This is a genomic window from Arthrobacter sp. UYEF20, assembly GCF_040546335.1.
Lineage (GTDB): Bacteria > Actinomycetota > Actinomycetes > Actinomycetales > Micrococcaceae > Arthrobacter.
In genome coordinates, this window is the sequence record NZ_JBEPNP010000015.1 from 13678 (window position 1) to 27167 (window position 13490).

Sequence of the window (13490 nt, forward strand, 5' to 3'; positions counted from 1 at the left end):
TTCATGGCTGACACCGTCTGGGCGCCCGAGGGCAGCAACCTGGTGGTACACGCGGACAACGCGGAGTACCTCCCCACGCTGCCGGACGGCGCCTTCACCCTGATCTATGTGGACCCGCCGTTCAACACCGGCCGGGTCCAGAAGCGCCAGGAAACCAGGATGCTGCTCAACGCCGGCGGCGAGGGTGACCGGGTCGGTTTCAAGGGCAGGTCCTACGACACGATCAAGGGCGCGCTGCACAAATACGACGACGCGTTCACCGACTACTGGTCCTTCCTGGAGCCACGGCTCGTGGAGGCCTGGCGGCTGCTCGCGGACGACGGAACCCTGTACCTGCATCTGGACTACCGCGAGGTGCACTACGCCAAGGTCATGCTGGATGCCATCTTCGGGCGCGAGTGCTTCCTGAACGAGATCATCTGGGCCTACGACTACGGCGCCCGGGCCAAATACCGCTGGCCCACCAAACACGACAACATCCTCGTGTACGTCAAGAATCCTGCCAGGTACCACTTCGACAGCGCCGAGGTGGACCGGGAGCCGTACATGGCGCCGGGCCTGGTCACACCGGCCAAACGCGAACTCGGCAAGCTGCCCACCGACGTCTGGTGGCACACCATCGTCTCGCCCACCGGCAAGGAGAAGACCGGTTACCCCACGCAGAAGCCCGAGGGCCTGATCCGCCGCGTCGTCGCGGCCTCCAGCAGGCCCGGCGACTGGTGCCTGGACTTCTTCGCCGGCTCCGGAACGCTCGGAGCCGTCGCCGCGAAGCTGGACCGCAGGTTTATCTGCGTGGACCAGAACCAGCCGGCCATCGACGTCATGGCCAAGCGCCTGGCGGCCCACGCCGACTTCACCGCGTTCCCGCCCAACTAAACCGCAGTAGTTGTCGTTTTGACGCCTCAAAACGACAACTACTGCGACCCAGTTGGGTCGACGAGCCTCACCGCACGACGGCGGATCCGGTGCCCAGCTCCTCGATCCGGGCGAAGACTTCCGGTGAGGTCAGGTTCTCACCGAGCAGGTTCGGTTTCCCCGTGCCGTGGTAATCCGACGAACCCGTCACGAGCAGCCCGTGCCGCTCCGCGAGCTTGCGCAGGAACGTCCGGCCCTCCTCCGGGTTGTCCCGGTGGTAGATCTCCAGTCCGGCAAGCCCGGCGTCGATCATTTCCCGGTAGGTCCGCTCCCCCACGATCCGCCCGCGGGCGGAAGCCACGGGATGGGCGAAGACCGGGACCCCGCCGGCGTCGCGGACCAGCTCGACAGCAAGCGCGGGGTCCGGGGCGTAATGCTGCACGTAGTAGCGCGAGCGCGAGGTCAGGATCGAGCTGAAGGCCTCGGTCCGGTCCGCGACCACCCCCGCGGCGACCAGCGCGTCGGCGATGTGCGGCCGGCCCAGAGTTGCCCCGGGCGCTACGTGGTGGATGACGTCGTCCCACGTCAGGGGGTAGTCCTCGGCGAGCAGGCTGACCATCCGTTCGGCCCTCGTGTACCGCGCATCCTTGGCCTTGGTGATTTCCTCCAGCAGCCCGGGATGGGCAGGGTCGTGAAGGTAGCTGAGCAGGTGGACGCTGATGCCTTCGGACGTCCGGCAGGAGATCTCCATCCCGGGGACCAGGGCGATGCCGTGTTCGCGGGCCGCCTGCCCGGCCTCGGCCCACCCGGCGGTGGAGTCGTGGTCGGTCAGGGCGACGACGTCGATCCCCGCCGCCGCGGCGGACGCCATCACCTCGGCCGGTGCCTGGGTACCGTCGGAAACATTTGAGTGGGCATGCAGATCAATCTTCACCCCACCAGCCTAGTAGATGGGCCACGGCAGCCTGTTGGCCTAAGCCGCGCCGCTGGTGAGACGATGGGACGGTGAACGATGCAGATAACACCCCAGTCTCCGCTTCCCAGCCCCTCGAAGAGCGCGTCAACAACCGCTCGCAGCGGCCCAGTTCCGACGCTTTCAAAGCGTTCATGGCCAGCAACTGGGCACCGTCCCAGCAGCAGCTCCCCGAACGTGACGTCGTTGCCGGCCACGCAGCCACCCGCCGCCGCGCCATCTCAGGACAGTTCAAAGGTGAACGCCTGGTCATCCCGGCCGGCCCGCTGAAGGTCCGGTCGAACGACTGCGACTACCGCTTCCGCCCGCACTCGGCCTTCGCGCACCTCACCGGCCTGGGCCTGGACCATGAACCGGACGCTGTCCTCATCCTGGAGCCCGCGGAAGAAGGAAAGGGCGACGACGGCGGCCACCACCACGCGACGCTCTACTTCCGCCCGCTGGCCGGCCGGGACACCGAACAGTTCTACGCGGACTCCCGCTCCGGCGAGTTCTGGATCGGCGCCCGCCCCACCCTCGCCGAGTTCAAGGCCCAACTCGGCCTGGCGACCGCTGACCTCAGCGAACTCGAACTCGCCATCACCAAGAATGTCGGAGCCCCGGAAATCGGCGGCATCTCGATCCGGCTGGTGCGCAAAGTGGACGACAACATCGACGCGCTCGTGGACACCGCCCGCTACAACACGGCCAAGGATCCGGAAAACCTGGACCTGGGCATCCTCGATGCTCTTGATGAGAAGCTCACCGAGGCCCTCTCCGAGCTGCGCCTGCTCAAGGACGAGTGGGAAGTCGAGCAGATGAAGCTCGCCGTGGCCGCCACCGTGGAGGGCTTCACCGAGGTGGTCAAGGCCATCCCGCGGGCCCTCACCCACCAGCGCGGCGAACGCGTCGTGGAAGGCGCGTTCTTCGCCCGGGCCCGGGAGGAAGGCAACGAGCTCGGCTATGACACCATCGCCGCCGCCGGCAACAACGCCACCGTCCTGCACTGGACCCGCAACACGGGCAAGGTCAACGCCGGGGAACTGCTGCTGCTCGACGCCGGGGTCGAGGCCGACTCGCTCTACACCGCGGACATCACCCGCACCCTGCCGGCCAACGGCACCTTCTCGGAGATCCAGCGCAGGGTCTATGAGGCAGTGCTCGACGCCGCCGACGCCGGCTTTGCCGCCGCGCAGCCCGGCACGAAGTTCCGGGACATCCACACCGCCGCCACCACCGTGCTGGCGGAGCGGCTGGCCGCGTGGGGCCTGCTGCCGGTGTCCGTGGAGGAAGCGATCAGCCCCGAGGGCCAGCAGCACCGCCGCTGGATGCCGCACGGCACCAGCCACCACCTGGGGCTGGACGTGCACGACTGCGCCCAGGCGAAGCGCGAGCTGTACCTGGACGGCGTCCTCACTCCCGGCATGGTGTTCACGATCGAACCCGGCCTGTACTTCAAGAACGAGGACCTCGGCATTCCGGCGGAATACCGAGGCATCGGCGTCCGCATCGAGGACGACATCCTGATGACCGCCGGGGGTCCCGTCAACCTCAGCGCCGCCCTGCCGCGCAAGGCGGACGACGTCGAGTCCTGGATGGCGGGCATCTACCAGGAAGCCGACGGCCAGCAGCCGTAGCCCACACCGCGCAAGCACGAGCTGGGATTCGAGAGCCCCGGCCCGGGGACGATCCGGGCCGGGGCTCTCTGATGTTGAAGTTCTCTGCTGTTGAAAATCTCTGCTGTTGAAGCGCAGCGGGATGTCAGATCAGCAGCAGCTACGGCTTGGAGCCGTCGTGCCGGGGTTCATGCTTGGGAGAAACCCGCACACCGTACTGCGGCCGGCCGTCGGGCAGGTCGGGATACCGGACCGCCGCCGGCGGGGCCGGTTCCTGCACGCCCTGGGGAGCCGTTTCGGCGGGCTGTCCGCCCGGGGCGCCTGGCTGCCGGGAGGGTTCGGCCGGCTGCTCCGCGGCCGGCCCGGGGCCGGCTTCCGTGCTGCGCTGGCCGTAAGGATCGTTCCAGCCCGCAGGGCGCTGCGGCGCATGGCCCTGCTGGCCCGGCTGCTGGGGCGCCTGCTGGCCCGGCTGCTGCTGATAGTCGTGCTGCGTGTAACCGGCCGGTGTGGAGGCGTCATGCTGGGTCATCGGCAGCTGGTGGAGCAGCCGCCGGGCCTCGTTGGCGGCCTCGAAGGACACCACGACGTCGTAGTTGGTCGCCACGACCTGGCTGGTGGAGGTGAAGTCACGCTTTCCGCGCTGCATCGCGTAGGTGACGATGCCAAAGAGCATGAAGAACGCCGCACCCATCAGCACTGACGTGATGATCGAGAAGTAACCCCCGGTCGGCGAGAAGAAGGACAGCATGACGCCGACGAAGAGGCCGAACCACATGCCGCTCAGCGCGCCGGACAGGGCCACGCGCGGGTAGCTGAGCCTGCCCGTGACCCGCTCCACCATCTTCAGGTCATTGCCCACGATGGAGACCATCTGCACCGGGAACTGCTGGTCTGCCAGGTAGTCCACCGCCTTCTGGGCATCCAGGTAGGAAGTGTAGGAACCGACCGTGTCGCCCTTGGGGACAGTGCGGGCCTCGTCCGGGCCGGTGGGGGCGCCAGCCCTGGGGGCACCAAAAATGTTTGACATATTCCCATTCTTACCTATCCGGCTGGTGTCCGCCTGTAAATTCAGCTAAAAGAGAGCAGACTCGGTAGCCTGTACAGGTGAGCACAAATCTTTCGCGGGTGTTTGTTGCGCGCCTCCTCGGACTGGATGTCTTCGACCCACTGGGCGACCGTCTGGGGCGGCTGCGCGACGTCGTCGTGCTCTCCCGCGGCAACCGCGGCGCCCCCCACGTGGTGGGCATCGTCGTCGAGGTCCCCGGGAAGAAGCGCGTCTTCGTACCGATGACCCGGATCACCTCGATCGACCAGACCCAGGTCATCTGCACGGGGCTCGTGAACCTCCGCCGCTTCGAACAGCGCGGCGCGGAGACCCTGGTGGTGGCCGAGATGTTCGACCGCCGGGTGACCCTCGCCGACGGCAGCGGGGACGCGACCATCGAGGACATCGCGATGGACAGGCACCGCTCCGGCGACTGGTTCGTCAGCAAACTCTTTGTCCGCCGTGGCCACTCCCTCTCGCCGCTGAGCAGGCTGCGCCGCAACGAGACCATGATCATCGACTGGGCCGACGCGCAGCAGGGTGCCCGGACCGAGCCCCAGGCCGCCACCCAGTTCGTCGCCACACACGAGGACCTGAAACCTGCCGACTTCGCCGAAGCCCTCCAGGAGATGAGCGACAAGCGCCGCTTCGAGGTGGCCAGCGAACTCCAGGACGAGCGGCTCGCCGATGTCCTCCAGGAAATGCGCGAAGGCGACCAGGTGGAGATCCTCTCCGCCCTGGACGTCAACCGCGCCGCCGATGTGCTGGAGGAAATGGATCCGGACGACGCCGCCGATCTCCTCGCCGAGCTCCCCAGCGCCCAGGCCGAGGAGCTGCTCCAGCTGATGGAGCCTGACGGCGCCGAAGACGTCCGCCGGCTGCTCGAATACGACGAGGACACCGCCGGCGGCCTGATGACTCCGGTCCCGGTCATCCTGCCCCCGGAAGCGACCGTCGCCGAGGCCCTCGCCCATGTCCGCCGCGAGGAACTCTCCCCCGCGTTGGCGTCCTCGATTTTCATTGCCCGGCCCCCGCTGGAGACGCCCACCGGCCGTTTCCTCGGCGTCGTCCACATCCAGCAGCTCCTGCGCTATCCGCCGCCCGAACCGCTGGGCAACCTCGTGGACAAGACCCTGGAGCCGGTCTCGGACCTGGCGCACATCAGTGAGGTGGCCCGGACCCTGGCCACCTACAACCTCAACTCGCTCCCCGTGGTCAACAGCGACGGACGGCTTGTGGGGGCGGTGACTGTTGACGACGTGCTGGATCACCTGTTGCCGGATGACTGGCGCGCCCACGAGGACGACGTCCCGATAAGGAAGCTCGGAGGCCGCATTGGCTGAGATCAGCACACCGCGGGGCTCAAGCAACCGCCCGGGCAGCCAGGCCACCGGCACAGGCGGCCTCGACACGCCCCTGAGCGGCCGTGCGCGGATCCTGCCCAAGTTCTCGCCAAACCCGGACGCCTTTGGCCAGACCACGGAAGGCTTCGCCCGGTTCATGGGCACGCCCCAGTTCCTCGTTTACATGACGGTGTTCGTCGTCGTCTGGCTGCTCTGGAACACCTGGGCTCCGTTGGACTGGCAGTTCGATTCCCGGGACCTCGGCTTCACCCTGCTGACCCTGATGCTCTCGCTGCAGGCCTCCTACGCCGCGCCGCTGTTGCTGCTTGCCCAGAACCGCCAGGACGACCGGGACCGCGTCTCGCTCCAGCAGGACCGGCAGCGCGCCGAACGCAACCTCTCGGACACGGAGTACCTCACCCGGGAACTGGCCTCGCTGCGCATTGCCCTGCGTGAGGTGGCGACCCGCGACTATGTCCGGGCCGAGCTGCGCAGCCTGCTGGAGGACATGCTGGAGGCGCAGGAGGAACTGCGCACCCATGACCCGTCGGCCGGTGCCCACGAGACCCCGCGGGAGAAGGTCAAGGAGAAACTGAAGGAACGTCGAGAGAAGCAGCGCAGCCCGCGGACCCAGCAGATTCCCCGGGTCAAGGCCGACGGCAAGCGGGACGGCAAGCGCGACGGCCCGCCGGAAAGCCCCGCCGACACCAAGCCGGAGAACACCGCTTCACCTGCACACCGCACCTTCCCCGAGAGCTGAGCATTCACCCCATGAGCACCACGCCGGACAGCGTCCCCCTGGACTCCCCTCTGGACTCTCCCCTCGAAAGGGACGTGCACGCGGCCCTCGCCACAGTGATCGACCCGGAACTGCGCCGCCCCATCACCGAGCTGGGCATGGTCGACGGAGTCGAGATCTCCGCTGCCGGCCAGGTACGGATCACCGTGCTGCTGACGATTGCGGGCTGCCCGCTGCGCGGCACCATCACCGCCGACTGCGAGGCGGCCCTGTTCGCCGTGCCGGGCGTCGCCGCCGTCGAGGTTGAGCTGAAAGTGATGACGCAGCAGCAGCGCGACGCCCTCAAGGAGCAGCTGCGCGGCGCCGGCGGGCAGCGAGGGATCCCGTTCAACCAGCCCGGCTCGCTGACCAAAGTGTATGCCGTCGCGAGCGGCAAGGGCGGCGTGGGCAAATCGTCCGTGACGGTCAACCTGGCCTGCGCCCTGGCCGCCCAGGGACTGCGGGTGGGCATCGTGGACGCGGACGTGTACGGTTTCTCCGTCCCGGCCCTGATGGGCATCACCCAGTCCCCCACCCGGGTGGATGACATGATCCTGCCGCCGGTTGCCTACGGGGTCAAAGTCATCTCCATCGGCATGTTTGTCACCGGGAACCAGCCGGTCGCATGGCGTGGGCCGATGCTGCACCGGGCGCTGGAGCAGTTCCTGACGGACGTCTATTTCGGTGACCTCGACGCGCTGTTCCTGGACCTGCCGCCGGGCACCGGTGACATTGCGATCTCGGTGGCCCAACTGCTGCCGAAGGCGCAGATCCTCGTGGTGACCACCCCGCAGGCCGCGGCCGCGGACGTGGCCGAACGGGCCGGCGCCATCGCCACCCAGACCGGCCAATCCGTGGCCGGCGTGGTGGAGAACATGTCCTATCTGGAGCTGCCCGACGGCGCCCGGATGGAGCTGTTCGGCAGCGGCGGAGGCGCCGTCCTCGCCGAACGGCTGTCCGCCACAGTGGGCACGGGCGTTCCGCTGCTGGGGCAGATTCCGCTGGACATCCTGCTGCGTGAGGGCGGGGACGCCGGGGTTCCGCTGGTGCTGGGACGTCCGGAGACGCCCGCAGCCGTGGCGCTGTTGGAGATCGCGGGCAAGCTCGCCGCCGTCCCGCGCGGGCTGACGGGGATGTCCCTCGGGTTGCAGCCGCGCTGACGGTCATTTTCGTTGGTTCGTCCGGGGGTTAGGGGGCCACGACCTCTTCGCGTCGGGAGGACATGCCCACTCTTCGGGCCCGGAACCGGACATAATCGCAATATGTCCATCCGCCGGCACCGGCGGATGGCATGTCCGGATCCCGGGGGTATGTGCGGGTGGCTCCGCTGCGGGGATCGGCTACTCTCCGGGAGGACCGCCCGGTCTTCGCGGCCGGGACCGGCGACACCGTGACGTTCCCAGGCCGGAAGCCGGGCACGTGGACGCGGGCAGTCAGCGGGGCGCTCCTTCCCGGTTGCTTGCCGCCCGACCCCCTGCCTGCCGTGGCGAACCCCGGATTCCCGCGGGCGGTTTGCGCGTGGCGCCGAAGCAACCGGGGAGGACCGTCACGGCATGGGCGCCTGGGGCTGGTCCCGTCAAGCGTGGGGCGTTTCCGGTGGCCGGACCGGGCGCCGGGCTACTCCCCGGGAGGACATGCCCAATCCTCGCGCCCGGGACTGGGCACAACCGGAATATGTCCGCCGGCCGACCCCGGCGCGGGGCATGTCCTTAAGCCCGGCCACCCCGCCGCCTGGACCTGAACCCCCGACGAACTAACGAAAATGCGGATTAGGTTGCTTCTGAGTCGAAGGGCGCAGGCTCGCCTTCGGGCAGGCGCTCGACGACGCGGGCCGGCCGCTGCTCCGCGGCGGACACCGAGGCGGCCGCGACAGCCGAAACCGCAGCCGGCGCCCCGGCGCTCACGGGTTTGCTGTCGTCCTCCAGCAGGGCTTCCTTGATGATCCTGCGCGGATCGTACTGCCGCGGATCGTACTTCCTCCAGTCGACTTCATCGATGTCGATGCCGACTTCTTCCTTGATCTGTTCCCGCGCGCCGGAGGCCATCCGGCGGACTTCCTTGACGATGTTGGCAAGTTTCTGGGTGTATTCGGGCAGCCTGCTGGGACCGATCACGAGAAGTCCGATGATCAGCAGAAGTAAAAACTCCGGTCCATTGATTCCAAGCACTTTAGGAAGATTACCCTCTCAATCGGAGCTGCGACGATTCCGCGGTGCGGCACGACCGCGGCTGCCCGCCGCGCCGCCGCTCACGTTGCCAGGAGCCCCAGAATTCTGCCCAGTCCGCGCTCGATCCGGGCCGTGATCCCGTCCGGGGTGGTTTCCTCCGCCGCCGGCGTTTCCCGCTGCGGCGCGGCGGGCATCCGCACCAGGGCGGCCACGCCTTCGCCGGCCTGCTCGGCGGGCTGGTCTGACACGTAGGTAAAGGTGCCGGCAGAGCCCTGGTAGATGGCGCGGAAGGGGGCCGCGGGGTTGATCCAGAGCGTGCCGTTTCCGGCCGGAGAGTGCCGTTCGGGCGGCGCGCCTGCCTGCAGGTCCGTGCCCTGCCCGCTGACCGCCGTGAAGCCGTCCGCCGTCGCGGTGTGGCCGGTGAGCACATTGACCGGAGGGGAGGCTGCGGGCTGTTGCAGTCCGGCCACGCCTCGCTGCGATGGCAGTGCGAGGTGCTGCTCCAGCACCGTGGCGAAATGGCGGCCGTCGGTGAGGCGCAGTTCCACAACGTCCTCACCGGCCACCTCGCCGCCCCGGGCCCAGACCAGGTGGAAGCCCAGCTCACGGAGTTCCGGAAAGGTCCAGCCCTGGGTCCGCAGGGCAGTGAGCTGCTCCGCGGTGAGCGCGCCGGAAGGCGTCATGTCCGGTTCGCCGGTCAGGTTCCAGCCCGGGTCCGTCCCGGCGCCAGGCGTCCCGGCGGCCGCCGCGGAGAGGCGCATGTCCTCCTGCAGGATGGCGGACGCGGTTTCCGCGGCTGCCACGGGAACCGGATGTCCGCCCAGCAGGTAGGCGAATCCTGCCATCAGGGCCACGGCAGCCGCTGCACCGCCGGCCGTCAGGGCCGCAAGCCGGATTGCCGGGCGCGCTCCGCCATGCAGCGCTCCGCCGTGCGCCTCGCCGCCGTACGCCGCGCCGTCGGGCAATTGCCCGTGCACCGGTGACGGCACCTGAGTGTCCCGCAGCGCGGCCGGCGGGAGGCCGCGGGCCAGTTCCTCGGTGCGGCCGAGCAGGCGCGCGGTCAGCTCGTCGCTGGCAGCGGGGACGGCGGCGCCGCGCAGCCGCTCCAGGTACTGCCGTTCCCTGCGCTCCCGCAGCCGGCATTCCTCGCACGTCTCGCTATGTTTCCGGCGCCAGTTCCGGGCCCCGGCCGCCCGCGGCGCGCCGGAGTTGCCCCGGCGGCCGGACCGGCCGGAGCAGCTGCACGGCAGGCCGCGCAGCAGTCGATTCAGCAGTCTCATCAACCTGTTCAGAGGAGACCGGCGATGCGCGGCATCTTGAGCCTCGGCTTGCGGGACTGCTGGGGGCGGGGGTCACGGTGCGCGAGTTTTTCCCGGAGCATGGTCCGGCCGCGGTGGATCCGGGACCGTACGGTTCCGAGCTTGACGCCGAGGGCGACGGCCACCTCGTCGTAGGACAGCCCTTCCAGGTCGCACAATACGACGGCCGCACGGAACGCCGGGGGCAGTTCCTCAAGGGCTGCCTGCACGTCGATGTCAAGGTTGTTGAATTCGAAGCTTTGTTCCGGGCCTGGCTCGCGGCCGGGAATCCGGGACTCAGCGTCCTCGGCCAGCGCGTCGAAGCGGATGCGGCTCTTGCGCCGCGCCTGGTCAAGGAAGAGGTTGGTGGTGATCCGGTGCAACCAGCCGTCCAGGGTGCCGGGCTTGAAATTTTCGAGCGAGCGGAAGACCCGGACAAACACTTCCTGGGTGAGGTCCTCGGCGTCGTACTTGTTGCCGGTGAGCCGGTACGCGAGCCGGTAGACCTTGGCGGAGTGGTTGGTCACCACTTCTTCCCACGTCGGCCGGACCCACTCGGTTTCCGTGGCGGGCTGGGACTCTTCAGTTTCAGGGACAGCTGTCAGAACCGACATCGTCCGCTCCCCTCGTGATGGCACTTACGCCGTGGGTGGTGCTTGCCGGTGCAAGCTCCTGCACCCTTAGTTCGGTGCACCCTTAATTGGGGTGCACCCTTGATTGGTTGCAACCTTAATTCGGCGCCGATCACCACGCGGATGACCGGATACCCATCATTTCAAAACAAGCTGGGAATTTCCTGACGCGGGCTGCCCTTCCGCCCACGGCGGAAACGGCGGCTTCGCCGCCGTCGCGGCCACGGCAGAGGTGCCTCCCGGCCCCGCCCGGCCCGACACAGTAGGCTGTAATGAACACTCCCCCTGCCGCCCAGAAAGCGATACCCATGAGCGCCGACAAGTCCACGAGCTGGTCCTACGCAGAAGATCTGCCTGCCGAGGATGAGGTCCTGATTCACGCGCGCGAACGGTCCTTCGAGCTGGGCGTCACCCCCATCGGCCCCGGCGTCGGCGCAGTGCTCACGGTGCTGGCCGCTGCCTCGAAGGCGCAGACCGCGGTGGAGATCGGAACAGGAGCCGGGGTCTCGGGCGTGTGCATCCTGCGCGGCCTGGGCCCGCACGCCGTGCTGACCACCATCGACGTCGACGTCGAACACCTCAAGGCAGCGCGGGAAGCATTCCAGGAGGCCGGCAGCCCGGCCAACCGGACCCGTACCATTTCCGGCCGGGCCGGCGATGTCCTCCCCCGACTGACTGACAGCGCCTACGATCTGGTGTTCATTGACGCCGACAAGCCGAACTACCCGGGCTACGTCGAGCAGGCCATCCGGTTGCTGAAACGCGGCGGCCTGCTGGTGGTCAACGATGCCCTGGACAAGGACCGCGTCGCCAACCCCGCCGCCCGCGAGGCCACCACGGCGGTGCTCCGGCAGGTGGGCAAGTCCATCCGCGACGACGACCGCCTCGCGTCGGCCATGCTTCCCACCGGCGACGGCCTTTTAATCGCCGTCAAGAAATAGCCCGGGAGAGGCTGGCCCCGGCGCGGCGGCCCCTGAAGTGGGGCCCTGAAGTGGCGGGACGGACAAAAAAGCGGTACAGAAAAAGGGCGGGACCTGCAGTCAACCGACTGCCGGCCCGCCCTCTCGAATTCTGGTGTGAAGCCGTCTGCGAAGCTACTCGGTAGCGCCGACGAGGCATTCCTTCAGGTTTGTTGCTTCGACCGAATTCAGCTCGACGACGAGCCGCCCCCCGCCTTCGAGCGGAACCCGCATGATCAGGCTTCGTCCCTCTTTGGTAACTTCCATCGGGCCGTCGCCGGTGCGTGGTTTCATAGCCGCCATAAGGAATATCCCCTCCATTAGTCCAGTGACTTACCAGCCCGGCCGGGCTGCGTCCGCTTAGTCAATCAAGCTGCCCGGCGGCCGTGATGGGAGCCATCAGGGCCATAAACTCAGTTTGCTTCTTGTCCTTGCTTAGCATCTATTATCGCGTAACAACGCGACTGTAGCTAATCGTTGGACTTTCCGACGCGCCGCGTCACACCGGGCCGCCAGTCATTAAAGATGCTGCGCGTCACGGCGGATAGTCCCCTCCGCCGGGCAACGGCGCCCAGGCCCACAGCCAGACGATCCAGACGATTTGAAGCAGCAGGAACATCAGGACCACGGCGCCGCGGTAGGCCCGGGACCGGGAGATGAGGGCCGCGCTGAGGGCCAGCGGGAAGAGCGGCAGCAGCATCCGGAAGGTGCTGGTCTGTGGGTGCAGGAAGACCAGCAGATAGCCCATGTAGCAGCTGCACCACAACCGCAACTCGGTACCGAGCGCGGCTACGGGCCGGGACATCATGAACAGGGCGAAGAGCGCAACAAAAACGAAGGGCGCCAGGATCCCCAGCGCGGGTCCGAAGAGCTGGATGCCCGTGTCGAACCAGGGCTTGAAGGGCACGAGGTCACGGCCCCGCCAGACAGTTTCGGTCTTGGTGTAGGCCTGGATGTTGCCGGTGGCAACCCAGGCGATGACGGGCCACAGCAGGGCCCCGATCCCGCTGACTGCCGTCAGGCCGGCCAAGGACCACAGCCCGGAACTGCCATGCGGGGTGGTGCCGTCCGGGGTGGTGGATTGCGCTGTGGTGCCGTGCGGGGTGGTGCCGTGCCCGGCGTCGGCCGCTGCATATTCCGCCTGCCGTCCTGCCGCGCGCCGCTGCCAGAGGCGGTAGAGGAAAAGCAGCCCCGCCATTGCCGCGAACGGCACCCCGGTGGGGCGCGAGAGACACATCAGCACGACGACGGGCATCGCCCACAGGTAGCGGCGCCGCACCACCAGCAGCAGTGCCGTGGCGAGCAGAAGGAGGTTTAGCGACTCGGCATACGGCACTTGCAGCACGGGCGACACGGGAAACGTGGAAAAGAGCACAGTCCCCCACAGGGCCGTGGTGTGCGTGGCCTTCTGCCTGAAGAGGCTGTAGACCACAAGCGCCGCGCCGAGGCCGCAGAGCACCGCGATGAGCGTCAGGGCAGAGGCGGGGTGCATCCCGGTCAGGCCGGCAAAAATCCTGCCCAGCATCGGAAACAATGCGTAGAAGGCCCAGGCGTTTTCCTGGACGTTGCCGGCCGCATCCGTCGGCAGGACCTCCGGGTAGCCGTTCTGCAGGACCTCGCCGTACCAGCGGGCGTCCCAGATGTTGATGAAGGACCAGTAGTCGGGCTTGGGTGGAAACCAGGGATTGACGCCCTGATGCAGGGCCGCGGCCGAGAATATCCACGCACTGACCAGCCGGGCGGCCAGGTACAGCCCGCCCACCTGGACCCACCACGGCCACCCGGATACGCGGGCCCCGGCGGAAGTCAGGCGCGCCCGCACGGCAGCGTACAGGCCCGGCGGC

At 68.1% G+C, this 13490-nt stretch carries 13 protein-coding genes; 6 read left to right on the forward strand and 7 right to left on the reverse strand.

Annotation, left to right across the window (positions count from 1 at the left end; all coding sequences use genetic code 11):
• Positions 1-3 precede the first annotated feature (3 nt).
• Positions 4-876 carry a DNA-methyltransferase gene (locus ABIB26_RS16140; protein ID WP_354245243.1) on the forward strand — a complete coding sequence of 291 codons (873 nt, stop codon included), beginning with the start codon at positions 4-6 and terminating at the stop codon, positions 874-876.
• Between the two features lie 67 nt (positions 877-943).
• Here the strand turns inward: ABIB26_RS16140 and ABIB26_RS16145 are convergent, their stop codons facing one another.
• Entirely contained in the window at positions 944-1789 is an 846-nt protein-coding gene (locus ABIB26_RS16145; RefSeq protein ID WP_354245246.1) for a PHP domain-containing protein, read from the reverse strand.
• A gap of 71 nt (positions 1790-1860) precedes the next feature.
• Here ABIB26_RS16145 and ABIB26_RS16150 point away from each other — a divergent pair, with 71 nt between their 5' ends.
• On the forward strand, positions 1861-3444 hold the full coding sequence (locus tag ABIB26_RS16150; RefSeq protein WP_354245249.1) for an aminopeptidase P family protein: 1584 nt from the start codon (positions 1861-1863) through the stop codon (positions 3442-3444).
• A gap of 139 nt (positions 3445-3583) precedes the next feature.
• Here ABIB26_RS16150 and ABIB26_RS16155 read toward each other — a convergent pair whose 3' ends face one another.
• Positions 3584-4450, reverse strand: a complete 867-nt coding sequence (locus tag ABIB26_RS16155; RefSeq protein ID WP_354245251.1) for a YflT domain-containing protein — start codon at positions 4448-4450, stop codon at positions 3584-3586.
• 77 nt (positions 4451-4527) lie between these two features.
• On the opposite strand from ABIB26_RS16155, the gene ABIB26_RS16160 reads away from it, so the two are divergent.
• The 3 genes from ABIB26_RS16160 to ABIB26_RS16170 are packed head-to-tail and all read left to right on the forward strand — an operon-like array spanning position 4528 to position 7749.
• Positions 4528-5811 (forward strand): magnesium transporter MgtE N-terminal domain-containing protein, encoded by a 1284-nt coding sequence (locus tag ABIB26_RS16160; protein ID WP_354245254.1) that lies wholly within the window; start codon positions 4528-4530, stop codon positions 5809-5811.
• Positions 5804-6571, forward strand: a complete 768-nt coding sequence (locus ABIB26_RS16165) for a DUF1003 domain-containing protein (RefSeq protein WP_502913690.1) — start codon at positions 5804-5806, stop codon at positions 6569-6571. Before ABIB26_RS16160 ends, ABIB26_RS16165 begins: the two co-directional genes overlap by 8 nt.
• A gap of 11 nt (positions 6572-6582) precedes the next feature.
• The gene (locus tag ABIB26_RS16170; RefSeq protein WP_354245256.1) at positions 6583-7749 is read left to right on the forward strand and encodes an Mrp/NBP35 family ATP-binding protein; all 1167 of its coding nucleotides are present in this window, start codon (positions 6583-6585) and stop codon (positions 7747-7749) included.
• A gap of 609 nt (positions 7750-8358) precedes the next feature.
• Here ABIB26_RS16170 and ABIB26_RS16175 read toward each other — a convergent pair.
• The 3 genes from ABIB26_RS16175 to sigE all read right to left on the reverse strand — a co-directional run bounded on the left by ABIB26_RS16175 (position 8359) and on the right by sigE (position 10669).
• The gene (locus tag ABIB26_RS16175) at positions 8359-8757 is read right to left on the reverse strand and encodes a twin-arginine translocase TatA/TatE family subunit (RefSeq protein WP_354245259.1); all 399 of its coding nucleotides are present in this window, start codon (positions 8755-8757) and stop codon (positions 8359-8361) included.
• 80 nt (positions 8758-8837) lie between these two features.
• Positions 8838-10037 carry a hypothetical protein gene (locus tag ABIB26_RS16180; RefSeq protein WP_354245261.1) on the reverse strand — a complete coding sequence of 400 codons (1200 nt, stop codon included), beginning with the start codon at positions 10035-10037 and terminating at the stop codon, positions 8838-8840.
• An 8-nt stretch (positions 10038-10045) separates the two neighbouring features.
• Positions 10046-10669 carry an RNA polymerase sigma factor SigE gene (sigE, locus tag ABIB26_RS16185; protein WP_354245263.1) on the reverse strand — a complete coding sequence of 208 codons (624 nt, stop codon included), beginning with the start codon at positions 10667-10669 and terminating at the stop codon, positions 10046-10048.
• A 326-nt stretch (positions 10670-10995) separates the two neighbouring features.
• On the opposite strand from sigE, the gene ABIB26_RS16190 reads away from it, so the two are divergent.
• The gene (locus ABIB26_RS16190; RefSeq protein ID WP_354245479.1) at positions 10996-11628 is read left to right on the forward strand and encodes an O-methyltransferase; all 633 of its coding nucleotides are present in this window, start codon (positions 10996-10998) and stop codon (positions 11626-11628) included.
• Between the two features lie 153 nt (positions 11629-11781).
• On the opposite strand, the gene ABIB26_RS16195 is transcribed toward ABIB26_RS16190, so the two are convergent.
• Both ABIB26_RS16195 and ABIB26_RS16200 read right to left on the reverse strand, forming a co-directional pair.
• Positions 11782-11949 (reverse strand): DUF3117 domain-containing protein, encoded by a 168-nt coding sequence (locus ABIB26_RS16195; RefSeq protein WP_354245265.1) that lies wholly within the window; start codon positions 11947-11949, stop codon positions 11782-11784.
• Positions 11950-12181: 232 nt separating this feature from the next.
• Entirely contained in the window at positions 12182-13480 is a 1299-nt protein-coding gene (locus ABIB26_RS16200) for a putative hexosyltransferase (protein ID WP_354245481.1), read from the reverse strand.
• Between the last annotated feature and the right edge of the window lie 10 nt (positions 13481-13490).

What these genes read in the sequence shown, in the direction of transcription:
- ABIB26_RS16140 (WP_354245243.1), top strand. Translation starts at nt 4, where the DNA reads ATGGCTGACACCGTCTGGGCGCCCGAGGGCAGCAACCTGGTGGTACAC.
- ABIB26_RS16155 (WP_354245251.1), bottom strand. Translation starts at nt 4,450, where the DNA reads ATGTCAAACATTTTTGGTGCCCCCAGGGCTGGCGCCCCCACCGGCCCG.
- ABIB26_RS16195 (WP_354245265.1), bottom strand. Translation starts at nt 11,949, where the DNA reads ATGGCGGCTATGAAACCACGCACCGGCGACGGCCCGATGGAAGTTACC.
- ABIB26_RS16180 (WP_354245261.1), bottom strand. Translation starts at nt 10,037, where the DNA reads ATGAGACTGCTGAATCGACTGCTGCGCGGCCTGCCGTGCAGCTGCTCC.
- sigE (WP_354245263.1), bottom strand. Translation starts at nt 10,669, where the DNA reads ATGTCGGTTCTGACAGCTGTCCCTGAAACTGAAGAGTCCCAGCCCGCC.
- ABIB26_RS16190 (WP_354245479.1), top strand. Translation starts at nt 10,996, where the DNA reads ATGAGCGCCGACAAGTCCACGAGCTGGTCCTACGCAGAAGATCTGCCT.
- ABIB26_RS16170 (WP_354245256.1), top strand. Translation starts at nt 6,583, where the DNA reads ATGAGCACCACGCCGGACAGCGTCCCCCTGGACTCCCCTCTGGACTCT.